The 15,187-nt window shown below is 70.7% G+C and carries 15 protein-coding genes; 4 read left to right on the plus strand and 11 right to left on the minus strand.

Going from position 1 to position 15,187, the window contains the following annotated elements:
- Positions 1 to 86: 86 nt before the first annotated feature.
- The 3 genes from ABT127_RS38175 to ABT127_RS38185 form a co-directional block, all read right to left on the minus strand.
- Positions 87 to 1,235: a CaiB/BaiF CoA transferase family protein gene (locus ABT127_RS38175; RefSeq protein ID WP_351460809.1), complete on the minus strand. Its 1,149-nt coding sequence runs from the start codon at positions 1,233 to 1,235 to the stop codon at positions 87 to 89.
- Positions 1,236 to 1,390: 155 nt separating this feature from the next.
- The gene (locus ABT127_RS38180; protein WP_351460812.1) at positions 1,391 to 2,548 is read right to left on the minus strand and encodes an acyl-CoA dehydrogenase family protein; all 1,158 of its coding nucleotides are present in this window, start codon (positions 2,546 to 2,548) and stop codon (positions 1,391 to 1,393) included.
- Positions 2,549 to 2,622: 74 nt separating this feature from the next.
- Complete coding sequence (locus ABT127_RS38185) at positions 2,623 to 3,966, minus strand: MFS transporter (protein WP_351460814.1); 1,344 nt, start codon at positions 3,964 to 3,966, stop codon at positions 2,623 to 2,625.
- Between the two features lie 241 nt (positions 3,967 to 4,207).
- On the opposite strand from ABT127_RS38185, the gene ABT127_RS38190 reads away from it, so the two are divergent.
- The gene (locus tag ABT127_RS38190; protein ID WP_351460816.1) at positions 4,208 to 5,404 is read left to right on the plus strand and encodes a TetR/AcrR family transcriptional regulator; all 1,197 of its coding nucleotides are present in this window, start codon (positions 4,208 to 4,210) and stop codon (positions 5,402 to 5,404) included.
- Positions 5,405 to 5,725: 321 nt separating this feature from the next.
- Here ABT127_RS38190 and ABT127_RS38195 read toward each other — a convergent pair whose 3' ends face one another.
- On the minus strand, positions 5,726 to 6,727 hold the full coding sequence (locus ABT127_RS38195; protein ID WP_351460818.1) for an acyl-CoA desaturase: 1,002 nt from the start codon (positions 6,725 to 6,727) through the stop codon (positions 5,726 to 5,728).
- 173 nt (positions 6,728 to 6,900) lie between these two features.
- A complete protein-coding gene (locus tag ABT127_RS38200; RefSeq protein ID WP_502971850.1) occupies positions 6,901 to 7,386 on the minus strand; it encodes an Asp23/Gls24 family envelope stress response protein in 486 nt (161 codons plus the stop codon).
- Positions 7,387 to 7,775: 389 nt separating this feature from the next.
- Between ABT127_RS38200 and ABT127_RS38205 the strand changes: the two genes are divergently transcribed.
- The 3 genes from ABT127_RS38205 to ABT127_RS38215 all read left to right on the plus strand — a co-directional run bounded on the left by ABT127_RS38205 (position 7,776) and on the right by ABT127_RS38215 (position 9,217).
- On the plus strand, positions 7,776 to 8,078 hold the full coding sequence (locus tag ABT127_RS38205) for a hypothetical protein (protein WP_351460821.1): 303 nt from the start codon (positions 7,776 to 7,778) through the stop codon (positions 8,076 to 8,078).
- A 105-nt stretch (positions 8,079 to 8,183) separates the two neighbouring features.
- Positions 8,184 to 8,312 (plus strand): hypothetical protein, encoded by a 129-nt coding sequence (locus ABT127_RS38210; protein ID WP_351460824.1) that lies wholly within the window; start codon positions 8,184 to 8,186, stop codon positions 8,310 to 8,312.
- A gap of 338 nt (positions 8,313 to 8,650) precedes the next feature.
- Positions 8,651 to 9,217 (plus strand): hypothetical protein, encoded by a 567-nt coding sequence (locus tag ABT127_RS38215; RefSeq protein WP_351460826.1) that lies wholly within the window; start codon positions 8,651 to 8,653, stop codon positions 9,215 to 9,217.
- A 276-nt stretch (positions 9,218 to 9,493) separates the two neighbouring features.
- Here the strand turns inward: ABT127_RS38215 and ABT127_RS38220 are convergent, their stop codons facing one another.
- From ABT127_RS38220 to ABT127_RS38245, 6 genes are all read right to left on the minus strand, one after another.
- Positions 9,494 to 10,708, minus strand: coding sequence for an acyl-CoA dehydrogenase family protein (locus tag ABT127_RS38220; protein WP_351460828.1), 1,215 nt, complete (start codon positions 10,706 to 10,708; stop codon positions 9,494 to 9,496).
- Positions 10,709 to 10,721: 13 nt separating this feature from the next.
- The gene (locus ABT127_RS38225) at positions 10,722 to 11,324 is read right to left on the minus strand and encodes a flavin reductase family protein (RefSeq protein WP_351460830.1); all 603 of its coding nucleotides are present in this window, start codon (positions 11,322 to 11,324) and stop codon (positions 10,722 to 10,724) included.
- Positions 11,325 to 11,480: 156 nt separating this feature from the next.
- Positions 11,481 to 12,323: an ABC transporter ATP-binding protein gene (locus ABT127_RS38230; protein WP_351460832.1), complete on the minus strand. Its 843-nt coding sequence runs from the start codon at positions 12,321 to 12,323 to the stop codon at positions 11,481 to 11,483.
- Positions 12,320 to 13,114, minus strand: a complete 795-nt coding sequence (locus ABT127_RS38235) for an ABC transporter permease (RefSeq protein WP_351460835.1) — start codon at positions 13,112 to 13,114, stop codon at positions 12,320 to 12,322. Before ABT127_RS38235 ends, ABT127_RS38230 begins: the two co-directional genes overlap by 4 nt.
- Entirely contained in the window at positions 13,111 to 13,965 is an 855-nt protein-coding gene (locus ABT127_RS38240) for an ABC transporter permease (protein ID WP_351460838.1), read from the minus strand. The genes ABT127_RS38235 and ABT127_RS38240 overlap by 4 nt, the downstream gene beginning before the upstream one ends.
- Positions 13,962 to 14,969 carry an ABC transporter substrate-binding protein gene (locus tag ABT127_RS38245; protein WP_351460841.1) on the minus strand — a complete coding sequence of 336 codons (1,008 nt, stop codon included), beginning with the start codon at positions 14,967 to 14,969 and terminating at the stop codon, positions 13,962 to 13,964. The genes ABT127_RS38240 and ABT127_RS38245 overlap by 4 nt, the downstream gene beginning before the upstream one ends.
- Between the last annotated feature and the right edge of the window lie 218 nt (positions 14,970 to 15,187).

A 15,187-nucleotide genomic window follows, 5' to 3' on the forward strand; every position in this document is an offset into this window, starting at 1 on the left:
CCCGGGGCTCTGCCGCTGAGCGCGACGCGGTGTCAGAGCCCCGGGCCACGGCGATGGCCCGGGGCTCTGCCGCTGAGCGCGACGATTCAGGTCTGCGGTGCGAGCGCATCCACGGCGGCGGCGTCCAGACCGGCCTCGGCCAGCACGTCGCGGGTGTGCGTGCCGACGACCGGCGCACGTCGCGGCGTACCGGCCGGGGTGCCCAGGAACCGGGGTGCCGGTGCGGGCTGGAGCACGCCGTCGTCGGTGTAGTACGTGCCGCGCGCGACGTTGTGCGGGTGGCTCGCGGCCTCGGTCAGGCCGTACACGGGTGTGACGCACGCCTGCGTGCCGTCGAAGGCCTCCGTCCACTGCTCGCGGGTGCGGCCGGCGAAGATTTCGGCGAGCCGCTCCCCCATCGCGGGCCAGGCCGCCTGGTCCAGCTGCCTCGCGAAGAGCGGGTCCTCGCGCAGCCCCAGGACATCGAGCAGAGCTGCGTAGAACTGCGGCTCGACACTGCCGACCGCCATGTGGCCGCCGTCGGCGGTCCGGTACGTGCGGTAGAAGGGCGCGGCGCCGTCGAACAGGTTGGAGGCTCGCTTGTCGGTCCACCGGCCGACGGCCATCAGGCCGTGGATCAGCGCGAGCTGGATGGCCGTGCCGTCCGTCATGGCGGCGTCGACGACCTGTCCCTTGCCGGTCGCGCGCGCGCCGAGCAGCGCGGTGGTGACGCCGAGGGCGAGCAGCATCCCGCCGCCGCCCATGTCCCCGAAGAGGTTCAACGGCACCGGCGGGTTCTCGTCGGCCGCGCCGAGTGCGCCCAACGCACCTGCCACGGCGATGTAGTTGATGTCGTGGCCCGGGGCCTGGGCCAGCGGCCCGTCCTGGCCCCAGCCGGTCATCCGGCCGTAGACGAGCCGGGGATTGCGGGACAGGCACACGTCGGGTCCGAGACCGAGCCGTTCGGCGACCCCCGGGCGGAAGCCCTCGATGACCGCGTCGGCGGTGTCCAGGATCGCCAGCACGGCCTCGGCACCCGCCGGGTCCTTCAGGTCGAGGGCGACCGAGCGGCGCCCCCGGTGCAGGACGGGATGCCGGGACACGGAGCCGGCTTCGGCGGGCCGGTCGATGCGGATGACGTCGGCGCCCTGATCGGCGAGGAGCATGCCGGCGAAGGGCCCGGGTCCGATGCCGCCGAGTTCGACGACGCGGATGCCGGACAGCGGTCCGGCGGGGACGGGGGGTGCGGTGGTCACGGAGGGGCACTCGACTCTCTGGACGGTCTGCGTACGGCGCGGTCTCTGTACGGCGCGAGAACGCGGCGCGAGGACGGGGAACGGCCTCGGCCGCCCCGCCGGGGGTGAGCGGGGCGGCCGAGACGCGGGGAAGGGGCTTCCGGGACCGACCGGTCTCAGAGCCCGAGGTCCTTGGCGATGATGGTCTTCATGACCTCGCTGGTGCCGCCGTAGATCCGCGAGACACGGGTGTCGGCGTACAGGCGCGCGATCGGGTACTCCAGCATGTAGCCGTAACCGCCGTGCAGCTGGAGGCACTTGTCGATGACGCGGCCCGCCACCTCGGTGCCGAACAGCTTGATCTTCGCGGCGTCGGCGCCGGTCAGCTCGCTCAGGTCGTCGAGTTCGATACCCCGGTCGACCATGGCCTGCAGCGCCTCGACCTCGGCGGCGCATTCGGCGAGCACGAACTTGGTGTTCTGGAAGGCGGCCACCGGCTTGCCGAACACCTGGCGCTCGCGCACGTACGCCCGGGCGAACTCGATGGCGGCGGTCGCGGTGGCCGCGGCGCCCACCCCGATGGAGAGGCGCTCGCGGGGCAGGTTCCGGCCGAGGTAGGAGAAGCCCTTGTCCTGTTCGCCGAGGAGGTTCCCGACCGGGACCCTGACATCGGCGAACGACAGCTCGGAGGTGTCGGAGGACCGCAGGCCGATCTTGTCCAGCTTGCGACCGTACGTGAACCCTTCGCTGTCGGTCGGGACGACGAGGAGGCTCAGTCCGTGCCGTCGGTCCTCGGCGGTGGCGGGGGCGGTGCGCGCCGCGACGACGCACAGGTCGGAGTTGCGGGCGCCGGTGATGAACGTCTTGGCGCCGTTGAGCACGTAGTGCGTGCCGTCCTCGGACAGCCGGGCGGTGGTGCGGATGCCGGCCAGGTCCGAACCGGTACCGGGCTCGGTCATGGCGATGCAGAGCATCAGATCGCCGGACGCGACGCCGGGCAGCCAGCGCTTCTTCTGCTCGTCGTTCGCGAGGTCCAGCAGATAGGGCAGGACGATACCGGTGGACACGCCGTAGTGACCGAAGGAGACGGCGGCGCGGGCGCACTCCTCGTTGATGACGACCTGGTACTTGTAGCTGGTCTCACCGGCGCCGCCGAGTTCCTCGGGGATGTCGAACCCCATCACGCCCAGCGCGCCGAGCTTGCGGAACAGGTCGCGGTCGACGAGGTTCTCGCGCTCCCACCGCTCGAAGTGGGGCGTCACCTCTCGGGCGATGAAGTCCCGGATCACGGCCCGGAAGTCTTCGTGCTCCTGGGCGTAGAGGGTGCGCTTCATGGGTGGACGACTCCTGAGGCTCAGACATGCTGTCGGTTATCGCTGATTCACTTTCTTGCTCATATCTGCTGGTGTCAAGGCTTCACCATCCTCGTAACATAGTTTTCAATGGTTCCACCTTCGGAGTGCGGCAGCAGCCGCCGCGCATCCCGGTCGGGGTTCACGAGGAGCAGCGCGACGACGGCGCCGACGATCATCGCGACGCCCAGCACGACAAACCCCTTCCCGTACCCGGCCTCGGTGGACGAGCCCGCGTCGACCAGCCGGCCGAGCACGAGGGGGGCGATGACCGCACCGAGGCTGTAGATGCCGGTGACGATCCCGAAGACGGCGCCCCGCTGCTTCACGGGGGCCACGTCGGAGAGACCGGCGAAGGCGACGCCGTACCCCGCGGAGTTGAGACAGGCACTGATCACCAGCAACACCATCTGCGGCACACCCCGGTCGAGCGAGGCGAAGGCGACGGTGCAGACGCCCGAGGCGAGGACCAGGGCAGCGGGCAGCACCCCGCGGGTGATCCGATTCCCGACGCCCCGCCGGGTCAGCGCACCGGAGATCGCGCCCACGACGATGACGGCCGCCGCGGCCCCCAGGAAGGGCAGGACGACCAGCTTGCTCGCCGCCCCCGCGTCGTAGCCGAGCCCCTCGCGCAGGTAGAGGGGGAGCCAGCTGACGGCGACCGACGTGTTGGCGTACGCGACGAAGAACAGCGTCACCATCCCCACGAGGGTGCCGGTGGAGAACAGCCGCCGGAGCGGCACCCGTTCGGGCAGCGCGTGCACGCCCGCGGCCGCGACGGGCGACACACCCTCGGGACCCGTGTCACCGCAGCACAGCCACAGCACGGCGAACACGGCGCCGAAGACCGCCAGGACACCGAAGGCCGCGTGCCACGAGTACGCCTCGATGACCCAGGTGAGGGCGGGAGCGGCTATCAGCGGACCGAACCCGGCCCCCGCGATGACCAGCGAACTGGGCAGCCCCCTCTTGTGCGCGGGAAACCACGAGTGCGCCACCTGCATGGCCAGCGCGACGGTCGGCCCCTCCGCGAAGCCGAGCAGGACCCGGCAGACGACGATCGTGGTGAATCCGACCTGGGCCGCCATCGGAGCGAGGGTCAGGGCCCACACGGAGGCGATCCCGGCCAGCAGCCAACGGGCTCGCACCCTGCCGCCGAGCCAGCCGCCGAGCACGGAACCGGCGGCGAAGAGCCAGAAGAAGGCGCTCTGGACGACGCCGAACTCCGCCGAGTCCAGGCCCAGCTCCTTCTTCATGCCGACCCCGGACAGGCCGACGACGACCTTGTCGGCGAAGTTGACGAGCATCAGGCAGACAAGCAGCGCGAGCACGAACCGGGCCCGGCGCCTCGTCGCGGGGTCCGCGGCGGAACCCGGCACTTCATGGTGTTCGACGGCCATGGACGGCCTTCCTGATCCAGTGGGCTGATGTGAGCCGGAAGTGAATCAGCGATAACCTTCAAGGACAAGGCGTCCGACCAAAAATCCCTGACATGAAGCCTGCCCACCCATAAGAGTGACCTGGCCTTAACTCGATACACTGGACCCGGAGTGACGGGCGGACCGGGCGATCTCATGATCGGAGCCGTCACCGCATGTTGTACGTTGAGGCCACGTGGCCGACGGTGAAGGGCGAAGTGGGATGCAGACGGAAGCATCGCGGCGTACGAGCGCTCGCAGACCCCCGGACCGTAAGGCCCGCATCGTCTCCGCGGCCTCCGGACTCTTCGGCGCGCGCGGGTACCACAACGTCTCGGTGGCCGACGTCGCGACCGAGGTCGGCATCACGGCTCCGGCCCTCTACCGCCACTTCAAGGGCAAGCCCGATCTGCTGATCCATGTCATCGACGCCACCATCAGCACCATCGCGCAGTCCGTGGCGGCGGCACCCGACCTGGACGCGTACCTGCGCACCTCGGCCGCGCAGACCATGGACCGGCGAGGCTCGGCCGTCCTGTGGCAGCGCGAGGCGCGCCACCTCCCGGAGGCCTGGCGGGGGCAGCAGCGGCAGGCCCTGAACGGCATCGCCGAGCGGATCGGCAGCCTGATCGACGCCGAACGCCCCGAACTGGCGCAGGAGGACCGGCAGTTGCTGTCCTGGTCCGTCCTGTCGGTGTACGGATCCATCTCCTGGCACCGCACCTCACTGCCCCGCCGCCGCTTCGAGGAACTCCTCTACCGTCTCGCGTACGCCGCGACGCACTGTCCGCTCGGCGACCGCGACCGGTCGACGGACGAATCCTTGCCGGGCGACTACGCCGGGCTCGCCGTCTCCCGCCGCGAGGAGATCCTCGTCGAGGCCATCCGGCTCTTCGACGAGCGGGGCTTCCAGTCGGTGAGCACGGACGACATCGGTGAGGCCGCCGGCGCCACGGGCCCCAGCATCTACAAGCACTTCCCCACCAAGACCGACCTGCTCGTGGCCGCCGTCCTGCGCGGCGGCGAACAGCGCAGAGCGGGCACGGCACAAGCCCTGGCCCGGCCGGGTTCCCCACGCCAGACCCTGGAGCGGCTGCTGCGCTCGTACATCGAATTCGCCCTGACCCAGAGCCATTTGATCGGCCTGCTGATCGGTGAACTCGATCAGCTTCCCGAGAAGGAGCGCAAAGCGGCGCGCCAGGCGCAGCGCGAGTACGTGGCTCTCTGGGTCCGGCTGCTCGACGAGGTCCGCCCCGGCCTCGACACCGCCGAGGCCCGCATCATCGTCATGGCGGTGCTCACGGTCGTCGATAACGCGGCCCGCACAGGAGCCACGGGCAACCGCCCGGACCTCGCCGACCGCCTCGTCGAGATCGGCACGGCGCTCCTGACGACGGACGGGACGGGCGCCGCCGCCTAGGGTGAGTCCGGCGGGTCTCGTCGCGGACGCGTGGTCCGGCACACCTGACTGCGGCGAGAGGCGCCTGAAGGAGCGATGTTTGCCCTTCTCAGCTCGGCGTGAGTGATTCTTCACCCCTACTCTCCATCAGCAGTGCGGCCTCCGCGTCCGTGGCGGCGGGTGGCACCACCACCAGGTCCCACCGGCCGCGGCCCGGCGACACCAGGCAGACGGGGGTTACTGGGTGGTCGTCCGGCGCAGGCGTACAGAGGGCGGTGCGGAGAACGAGGGCGGCGGGGCGAGGGTCATGGGAGCTCCTGAAGAAGATGCGGTCGCTCGGGTTCATGCGCGCCGGGCGGCGATACGGTCCGGGGCGGGCCAGCGCACGTCGCTGACCCAGCCGAGGCGTTCGAAGAGGCGGATCACGGCGGCGGACGGGTCGAGCTGGCCGCGGTCGACCCCGTGCCGGGCAGAGGTCGGGTCGGCGTGGTGCAGGTTGTGCCAGCTCTCGCCGAACGAGAGCAGGGCCAGGGGCCACAGGTTGGTGGCCCGGTCGTGGCGCCGGGTGCGGAACGGGCGCTCACCGATCACGTGGCAGAGGGAGTTCACACTCCACGTGACGTGGTGCAGCAGGGCGATGCGGACAAGTCCCGCCCACAGCAGGGCGGTCAGTGCGGACACCCAGCTGCCGCCGATCAGCCAGCCCGCGACGAACGGCACGGCGAGGGTCAGCACGCACAGGGCCGGGAAAGCCCGGGACACGGCCCGGATGTCGCGGTCGGCCAGCAGGTCGGGAGCGTAACGCGGCGCGGAGGTGGGTTCGTTGCGGAACAGCCAGCCGACGTGGGCGTCCAGCAAACCCCTCAACTGTCCGCAGACGGAGGTGCCGTAGCGATACGGGGAGTGCGGATCGCCCGGCCGGTCGGTGAAGGCATGGTGGCGGCGATGGATGGCGACCCAGCCGATCACGTCTCCCTGGAAGCTCATCGATCCGGCCACCGCGAGTGCGGTGCGCAGCGGCCGCACGGCCCGGTAGCTGCCGTGGGTCAGGCCACGGTGGAAGCCGACCGTGACACCGAGGCCGGTGACGGTGTAGAGCACCACGGCGAGCAGCACATCGACGGGACGGATCAAGCGCCCCCACAGCAGCCAGACGGCCAGACCGAGGGCCAGGAACGGCAGGAGGACGATCAACACTGTGATCGCCAGGGAGAGCCGCTCGCCACCGGTGCGGTCGGCAGCCGACCCCTCGCGCGGGAACGCTGCCTTCCCGTCGTACTCCGGGGACGGCGGGGCGTCGTGCAGCGGAATGGTGGACGGGGAGCGGAGGATACGGAGATGCATACGCGGTCCTTGACCTCGGTGACGACAGAGCGGCCGGGGTCATGGGCTGCGCCTCATCTGCGGCGAGTACGTGCGTCATGGCACCGGTGAGTGCGGATGCGACGCGCACGGACGATGGGTATGGGGGTTGCGGGGACCTGGAACGGCCAGGACGAGGGGTGCTGAGGGCCCGGCTACTGCACCCGGCCCTCGCCGGTCTCCGGCGTGTCCTCTTCAGGCAGGTACAGGTCGTTGACGGAGATGTTCACTTCGACGACCTCGAGCCCGGCCATGCGTTCGACGGCCGCGATCACGTTCTCGCGTACGTCCGCGGCGACTTCGGTGATGCTCACGCCGTACTCCACCACCACCTCCAGGTCGATGGCGGTCTGCTTCTCGCCGACCTCCACCTTGACGCCGCGTCCGGTGCTGGAGCGTCCACCGGGGACGCGGTCACGCATCGCGCCCATGGTGCGCCTGAATCCGCCTCCCAGTGCGTGGATTCCGCGCACTTCACGTGCGGCGACCCCGGAGATCCTCTCCACTACTCCCTCTGCGATGGTCGTCCTGCCGCGGGTCGGCGCGGACTCCCCGACTCCGGTCCGCACCTTCGTGCCGACGGTGAGATGGGGCTCCACTGGTTGGGACTTCTGCCGGGTCGGGCGGATCGGCTCCGTCACGCGAAGCCACCTCCTTGGGGGTTCACGGACTTCCCGTATGCAGGCGGCCATCGGCCGCCGCATGTCGTTCCGGACTCCAAGTACCGTGTGTTGCAGCGAATATGCACACCGGGTCCGTCGAAACCCCAGCCGAAGTCCAGCCCCCGGGAACGAGCGGCTTCCGGCCGGAATGCGCGCTGCCGCACAGCCCCACCGTCACCCGGGACCACCGGGGACGCCCGATACGGCTCCGTCTGGCGCAGCCTCCCCTGTGGCCTCCCTGCCAGATGTCCAAGGAGCGCGGGAGGCGAAAAGGCGCACCCACCGGCGTGTTCCGACGTCGGCACCTCGGGTACGCGTCCGCCCACACAGATGCCGTCAAGCATCTCGATCCAGGAAGAAGAGAAACGATGACCGCAGCCTCGTCCCCCGGGTATCCGGAATCCGACCCGATCCGGGACACGCGTTCGGCTTCTCGTACCTCGGCAGAGACGAAATCCTCGTTCAAGACTTCGGAGTTCTTCGCCTACGTCGCTTCGGTGATCGCCGTCCTCATCGCCTCCTGGGCGGTCGGTGACGGCTCGAACGGTGTGGACCGCTTCCCCGCCGACCGGGCATGGCTGTACGTCACTCTGCTGACCATCGGTTATGTGATCAGCCGTGGACTGGCCAAGAGCGGCAGCCGCGAAGACACGGACACCATGCGCCGGTGACCCGGCGTCGATCGAACTGAGCAGTCCGGCCTCTCCGATCCGGGGAGGCCGGCCCCGCCGCTCCTCGACAAGAGGCGCCGCGGGCAACCCCGTTAGGGGAACACCGTGATACCTGCCCTGCTCGTCGTCTTCGTGATCCTGGTCGGGCTCGGCTTCGTGAAGCCCATCCTGTGGCTGGCCGCGGCAGCTTTGATCTACGGCATCATCCGCTACTGCCGCAGCGACCGACGCTGACCGGCGTAGCGTCTGGCGTTCATGAGGTCCTGCCCGGAGAGGCACCGTTGCGCACACCCTGGGAGTTCGCAATGTCCGCGTGATTTCAGGCCACGTCTCCGAGGAATTCGATGTGCGGAACGATCAGAATTCTTCCGTACGTATGAAGCCCGGCACTTCGAAGCGGATGGTTACTAGACGCCTTCCGCACCTAGCATACCGACAAGGCTCCGGACCTTCGCCTGCCGACGTCTCAGGATATCCACTCGGCTGTCATGAGAGCGAAAGCAGAGCCGGATGATGCGGATTGCGCACGCGTCTTTCGTCCTACCCGTACACGATGATCCCGAGGGGTTTCCGTGACAGAACGAAACACACTCATGCGCACGGCCCACGACCTGGGTCTGGCTGCTTGGTTCGGCGGCTCTTTGATGGGAGCGGTCGGAGTCAACGGAGCCGCCAGGGAAGAGGGCGTCACAGAGGTCGGCATCGCACGGATCGCGTCCGTCGGCTGGGCCAAGTGGACGCCACTGGGCGCGGCCGCGATCGGATCGCATCTGGTGGGCGGCGCCGGGCTGCTGCTCGCCAATAGCGGGCGTGTCAGTGAGCAGCGTTCCGTTGCCGCTGCGACTGTCGCCAAGGCACTGCTGACCGGCGGAGCACTCGCCGCCACCGCCTACACCCGGATTCTGGGCAAGAAAGTCGAGCTGGCCTCCTCGCAGAAGCAAGAAGCCCAGGAGACGGCCGAGGAGATCCCGGTCGGCGTCCACCAGGCGCAAAGGCAACTGGACGTCATGCAATGGGTGGTTCCCGGGCTGACGGCCGGCCTGATCGCCCTGAATGCCCTCATGGGTGAGCAGCAGCGACCGTCACAGCAGGCTGTCGGAGTACTGCGCCGGTCGCTCGCCGGCCGCTACAGGCCGTAGCGCATTCAGGCACAACTCCGCCGTCGAACGACACTGACCAGGCCTCCTTTCTTCCAGTACTGCGGATCCAGCCGTCAGGGACCGCTTCTCTTGCAACTGAGCGCCGGCCTCACGGCTCTACGGTCGGCGGGGACCGCACGGTTCGCCGCGCGGTGGGTTCTTCCAGAGCCTTACGTCGGTTGCCTGGAGGGAGCTCTTTCCCTCCAGGCAACCCCAGCACGGCCCGCGCCCGACGTCCGGTGCCACAGCGCACGAGGCTGTACGGGCGCCGCGCGCTCAGACCATGCGGCGGTTCTCCGGGGTCTGGAGACCGAGGACGAACTCGGCGTGGCTCTCGAAGCCGGCCTCGGACATCACCCCGTGGGCGGAGATGGTGTTGAGGTCGCGCACGAGTTTGCCGAACACCGAGCTCTCGAGGATCGCCGCGGCCCCGGCGTGCCGGAAGACGCGGGTGACGACCTCGACCGCGGTCTTCGCGGCGAGTGAGGCCGTGGTCTGCATCCGGTCCAGGAGCGGCAGTTCGGCCTTCTCTCCCCTGCCGATGACCTGGTCGACCTCGGCCAGGGTCTCCAGGGCGAGGCTGCGCACGGCACGCACCCGGGCGTCGAGTTCGCCCAGTTCCCGCTGGAACCAAGTGAGTTCGGACAAGGCTGCCGGTCGACTGAGGTTGATGCGGCTGCCCCGCCGGATGCGGGGCGCGGCGTCGATGATCTCGTCGAGGGCCCGGCGGGCGGCGCCCAGGACCATCCCCGGGTGCATCTGGAGGACGTAGGGCACCATGCCGAGCCGGGCGAGCGGGGTGTCCTCGCGCTGCCCGTAGCCCATCGGGTCGTAGATCATCTCGTCCGCCACATGGACCCCGTCGACGGCGAAGCTGCTGCTGCCGGTCCCGCGCATGCCCAGGACCCGCCAGTCGTCGAGCACCTGGATGTCGGCCTTGGGCAGGATGGCGGCGCGGCGTACGGGGCGGCCCTCGGCGTCGTCCACGAGGAAGGTCGCGCCCACGTAGTCGGCGTGGTGGAGACCGCTGACGAAGTCCCAGCGTCCGCTCACGCGATAGCCGCCCTCGACACGTTCGGCGGTGCCCGGCTTGAGCGAGGCGGCCTTGAGGGCGAGGTGTCCGTCGAAGAGCCTGCGGGCGGTGGCGGGGGCGACGACGGTGGCGAGTTCGCCGGCGCCCTCCAGGAGGATGGTGGCGGTCCAGGCGGTGGCGGGGTCGATGTGGCCGATCTTCTCGATGATCTCGAAGGCGGTCACGGCGCCGACCACGTTCCCGCCGAGGTCGTCGGGGGTCATGATGCCGAGCACTCCGGAGGACCTGAGGGCGTCGGCCGACCGGTCGCTGAGGCGGCGCTGTTCCTCCGACTCGACGGCGCCGAGGGTGAGTTCCTCCCTGATCGCCTCGACGGCGGCGAGGGCGTGGGCGCGGCGCGCGGCCGGTTCGGTGGGCCAGGCGGTGGTCGTGGCGGGCTGGGTAGCGTACGTGGTCATGGTGGTCCTGTTCTCAGGTGTGGGCGGAGTCGCGGCGGGAGTGCGCGCCACGAACGGTGCCGCTCTGCGGGGTGGCGGCGGGCTTCGGGCGCTCCTGCGGTGCGGGCAGGGCACGGTGGGTGCCGAAGCGCCGGTTCTGGTAGGCGAGGGTCGGGGCCTCGCGGGCACCGGCGGCGAGCACCGTGGCGAGGACGAGCACGTGGTCGCCGCCCTCGACCAGGGTGGTGGCCTCGCACTCCAGCCAGACCGGAGCGTCGCTGAGCCGGGGCAGCCCGTTCTCGTGGTGCCAGGCCACCGAGGCGAAGCGGTCGGCCCGGGGAGCGGCGAAGGTGAGGGCGAGCTGCTGGTCGTCGGCGCCCAGGAGGCAGACGCCGAGCCTGCCGGTGGCCTCGACGGCCGGCAGCAGGCTGGAGCGCCGGTCGAGGGCGATGGTGACCATGGGCGGGTCGAGGGACAGGGACGCGAAGGCGCTCACGGTCACTCCGCAGGGGCTGCCGTCCTCGCGGCGGGCGGTGACCACGGTGACCGGCGAGCAGAGTGCGGCCATCGCGTCCTTGAAGTCGGCGGCGAGCGCGTGCCCTGCTTCGTTCTGGCGTGGTGGTGCTGTGGCGGACATGGCGGTCCTCCCGAATCTTCGTGGGGCCGGTTCTCCGGGTGGTGGGCCGGCGGCCCGCTCATCGTGGGGCGCGGGGTTCCGGCGGCTCATCCCCAGAACCCGGTATTCCGCGCGGACGGGGACGCACGGGCACTACCGATTCCTGGCCGGTCGCCGTCACTCGGCGGGAGCGGGCCTGCGGACGAGTCCCAGGACGTGGGCGCGCAGCTCGGCGAAGGCGGGCAGCAGTTTGGTGGCGACCTGTTCGCGGTCGGTGCCCAGGCCGACGGGGACGATCTCGCTGACGCTGGTGGGGGCGCCGGACAGGACGACCACGCGATCGGCGAGGTAGACGGCCTCGTCCATGTCGTGGGTCACCAGGACGACGGTCATGCCGCGTTCTCGTTGCAGACGCAGGGTGAGGTCTTCGAGGTCGGCGCGGGTCTGCGCGTCGACGGAGGCGAAGGGTTCGTCCATGACCAGGACCCGCGGGGTACAGGCGAGGGCGCGAGCGATGGCGGCCCGCTGCTGCATTCCGCCGGACATCTGCCAGGGGTAGAGCCGTCCGGCCTCGGCGAGGCCGACGGCGGACAGCGCCTCCCGGGCCGCGGCCCGGCGCTCCGCCGCGCTGCTGCCCCGGCGCCGCAGAGGGAGTTGGACGTTGTCGAGGACGCTCATCCAGGGCAGCAGCGAGCGGGAGTAGTCCTGGAAGACGAGGGCGAGTCCCTCGGGCGGGGCGTGCACGGTGGCGCCGGCGAGCCTGACCTCTCCGGAGTCGGGGGCGAGCAGCCCCGCGAGACAGCGCAGCAGAGTGGTCTTGCCCGCGCCCGAAGGGCCGACGACGGTGACGAACTCGCGGTCGTGAACCTCGAAGTGGACGCCGCCGAGGACGTGGCGGGCGGTGTCCCCGCTGCCGTAGGACTTGGCGATGCCGTGCACTTCGAGGAGCGGGGCCGCCCGGTCGGGGCCCGCGGTGTCCCGGCGGCGACCGGCGGAGGGGTGGGCTGCGGGTGCGGTCATGAGAGGGAGTCTCCTTGTACGGCGGCGCGCTGCCCGGTGTACCAGCGCAGCAGACGCGATTCGAGGGCGCGGAAGGCGAGGTTGCTCGCGTAGCCGAGGACGCCGAGCAGCAGGAGCGACGCCCACATCTCGGGTATGTCGAAGGTGCGCTGGAACTGGAGTTGCAGGTAGCCGATGCCGTGGGTGGAGGCGGTGTACTCGCTGGCGATGATGAGGACCACGCCGAGGGCGACGGCGACCCGGGCACCGGCCATGATCTGGGGGGCCGCGCCGGGCAGGACGACGCGCAGGAGGCGCTGCCCGCGCGGCAGCCGGTAGCTGTCGGCCATGGCCACGACGGTCGGATCGAGGGACCGTACGCCGTCCATGGTGCCGAGCAGGATGGGCCACACCGTGCCGTACGCGATGAGGGCTGCCTTCATTCCGTCGCCGGTGCCGAGCAGGACCAGGGCGACGGGGACGAGGGCGATGCCGGGGACGGCGCGCAGGAACTCCAGGACCGGTCGCGTGGCGTCGTACAGCCATCCGATGTGTCCGAGGAGCAGTCCGAGGGCGACGCCGACGAGTCCGGCGAGCAGCAGCCCGGCGACCAGGTTGAGGACGCTGGGCACGGCGTCGGAGCCGAGCCGGTCGAAGAGCCACAGGTCCCGGAAGGCCCGCAGGATCCGGGGCAGGGAGGGGAAGAAGAAGGAGTGGTGGCGCACGGTGATCGCCCAGAGGGCGGCGACCAGCAGGGCGGGCAGCCACAGTTCGTGGGCGGCGGCCCTCAGCAGTCGCGGGACGCGGTTCACCGGCGGGTCCCCTTTCGGTGGGCGGGCGTCCAGGGCAGGGCGAGGCGTTCGGCCGTCAGCAGGAGGCTGTTGAGGGCGACGCCGAGCAGCCCGGCGACGACCAGGAGCGCGAACATGTGGTCGACGGCCCCGGCCTGTTGGGCGCGGGAGAGTTCGTTGCCGATGCCGGGCGCGGCCCCGAGGTACTCCCCGGCGGTGGTCAGCATGAGGGCGAGGACGGCGCAGTTGCGCACCCCCGTCACCAGGAAGGGGAGCGCGGAGGGCAGGAGCAGACGGCGGACGCGCTGGTGGGCGGGGAGGCGGAAGGTGCGGAAGGTGTCCGCGGCCACCGGGTCGATGTGCCGCACCCCGTCGACGGTCGCCGTCAGCATCGGCCAGACCGCTCCGGCGACGACGAGGACGAGCTTCATCGTCATCGTCGAGCCGAGCGTCAGCAGCAGCACCGGGCACAGGGCGACGGCGGGAATGGTGCGCAGGAAGTCGGTGAGGAGCCGGGTGCTGCGGGTCAGGAACCGTGACGTGCCGATGAGCAGCCCGGCGGGCACACCGATGGCGGTGCAGAGCAGCAGTCCCGCGCACCAGCCGAGCGCGGTCTGCCCCAGGGCGTGCCAGAAGCTGCCGCTCGCGGCGATCGTGCGCAGCGCGGAGGCCGTGGCGCTCGCGGTGGGTACGGAGCTCTGCGGGAGCAGTCCCCCGCGTACGGCGAGTTCCCAGGCGAGCAGGGCGGCGACGGCGAAGGCGAGCTGGCCGAGGGGCTTGCGGTACGGGAGCCGGCCGCGGGCGGGCCGGTGCACGGTGGTCCGGGCGGCGGGGGCGCCGGGCGGGGCGAGGGTCTCGGGCGGAGTGGTCATGCGGCGTCCTTCGAGCTCAGCAGCTTGTCCACGTCGACGGGTTCGGAGAGGAACCGGTAGCGCTCCATGAGGTCGACCCACACCTTCAGCGAGGACCGGGGCGTGGAGGCGTCGAACACGGGGAGCTTCATCGTGGGGATCAGCGCCTTCGGCACGGGACTGATCGAGGGCAGTGCCTTCCGCACCTCATCGGGGTGGGCGGCGGCGTAGGCGATGCCCTTGTCGAGTGCGCGCCGGAAGCCGTCCACGATCTCCGGGTTCTTCTTCTCGAAGACGGAGGAGGTGGCCACCGCCATCTGCATGCCGTGCGGGGCGGCCTCGACTCCGGGCGACATGATGCGGACGGCGCCCTGGGAGAGGGCGGGGGTGTCGAAGGGCGAGATCGTGCTCATGGCGTCGATGCGGCCCCTGACGAGGGCGGCCGTCATGTCGGACAGCGGCATCTCGAGGATCTTGACCCGGTCGCTGTCGGCCCCGGCGATGTCCAGCGCGGCGCGCAGCGCCACCTCTCCCCCGCCTTTGAGCTGTCCGACGGCGACGGTGCGGCCGTTGAGGTCCGCGGGCTGCTTCACCGGCCCGTTCTTCATGACCAGGAGCCCGCCGCTGTCGTCCTCGGGCAGGGGCGCGGCCTTGCTGACACCGCCGATCACGTGGACGGGGAGCCCCTTCGCGTAGGCGGAGACCACTCCGGCGGTCTCGCAGAGGGCGAACTGGTCGGTGCCGTTGATGAGGTTGGTGAGCAGGGCGCCGGCGCTCGTCGCGTCGGCCCGTGCGTCGATGCCCTCGTCCCGGAACCAGCCCTTGTCGACGGCGAGGGTGAAGGCGACGGCGTCGGCGACCGGGATGTGGCCGACGTGCACGACGGCGAGCCCGTCGTGCCGGCTGAGCTCCTGATAGGGCCCGCAGCCCACGAGAGCGCCGAGGGCGAGGACGGTCGAGATGGCGGCGAGGCCGCGGCGGCGCCGGCCGCGGCCTGGCTGCGGGAGGGGTGGCGGGGAGTCCATACGGTGGTCCTTCCGGTCGACGCCGGCCACCTTCCAGGTCCCCGGCAGGACCGGGTACGGGAGAGGAGGCGGTACGAGGAAGTCGGGAGGGGAGTTCCGACAGACAGAGCGTGCTGTTCGGGCCCGGGGAGGGGCAATGGCCAGAACTCGGTATTCCCCCAGGCCACGCGGGGACGGCCATGGGTACACCGCATGAACGGCTCGTGTCGCCCGTATTG

Origin of the sequence: Streptomyces sp. NPDC001904 (assembly GCF_040297005.1) — a bacterium.
Lineage (GTDB): Bacteria > Actinomycetota > Actinomycetes > Streptomycetales > Streptomycetaceae > Streptomyces.

What these genes read in the sequence shown, in the direction of transcription:
- ABT127_RS38180 (WP_351460812.1), bottom strand. Translation starts at nt 2,548, where the DNA reads ATGAAGCGCACCCTCTACGCCCAGGAGCACGAAGACTTCCGGGCCGTG.
- ABT127_RS38185 (WP_351460814.1), bottom strand. Translation starts at nt 3,966, where the DNA reads ATGGCCGTCGAACACCATGAAGTGCCGGGTTCCGCCGCGGACCCCGCG.
- ABT127_RS38190 (WP_351460816.1), top strand. Translation starts at nt 4,208, where the DNA reads ATGCAGACGGAAGCATCGCGGCGTACGAGCGCTCGCAGACCCCCGGAC.
- ABT127_RS38195 (WP_351460818.1), bottom strand. Translation starts at nt 6,727, where the DNA reads ATGCATCTCCGTATCCTCCGCTCCCCGTCCACCATTCCGCTGCACGAC.
- ABT127_RS38205 (WP_351460821.1), top strand. Translation starts at nt 7,776, where the DNA reads ATGACCGCAGCCTCGTCCCCCGGGTATCCGGAATCCGACCCGATCCGG.
- ABT127_RS38220 (WP_351460828.1), bottom strand. Translation starts at nt 10,708, where the DNA reads ATGACCACGTACGCTACCCAGCCCGCCACGACCACCGCCTGGCCCACC.
- ABT127_RS38225 (WP_351460830.1), bottom strand. Translation starts at nt 11,324, where the DNA reads ATGTCCGCCACAGCACCACCACGCCAGAACGAAGCAGGGCACGCGCTC.
- ABT127_RS38230 (WP_351460832.1), bottom strand. Translation starts at nt 12,323, where the DNA reads ATGACCGCACCCGCAGCCCACCCCTCCGCCGGTCGCCGCCGGGACACC.
- ABT127_RS38240 (WP_351460838.1), bottom strand. Translation starts at nt 13,965, where the DNA reads ATGACCACTCCGCCCGAGACCCTCGCCCCGCCCGGCGCCCCCGCCGCC.
- ABT127_RS38245 (WP_351460841.1), bottom strand. Translation starts at nt 14,969, where the DNA reads ATGGACTCCCCGCCACCCCTCCCGCAGCCAGGCCGCGGCCGGCGCCGC.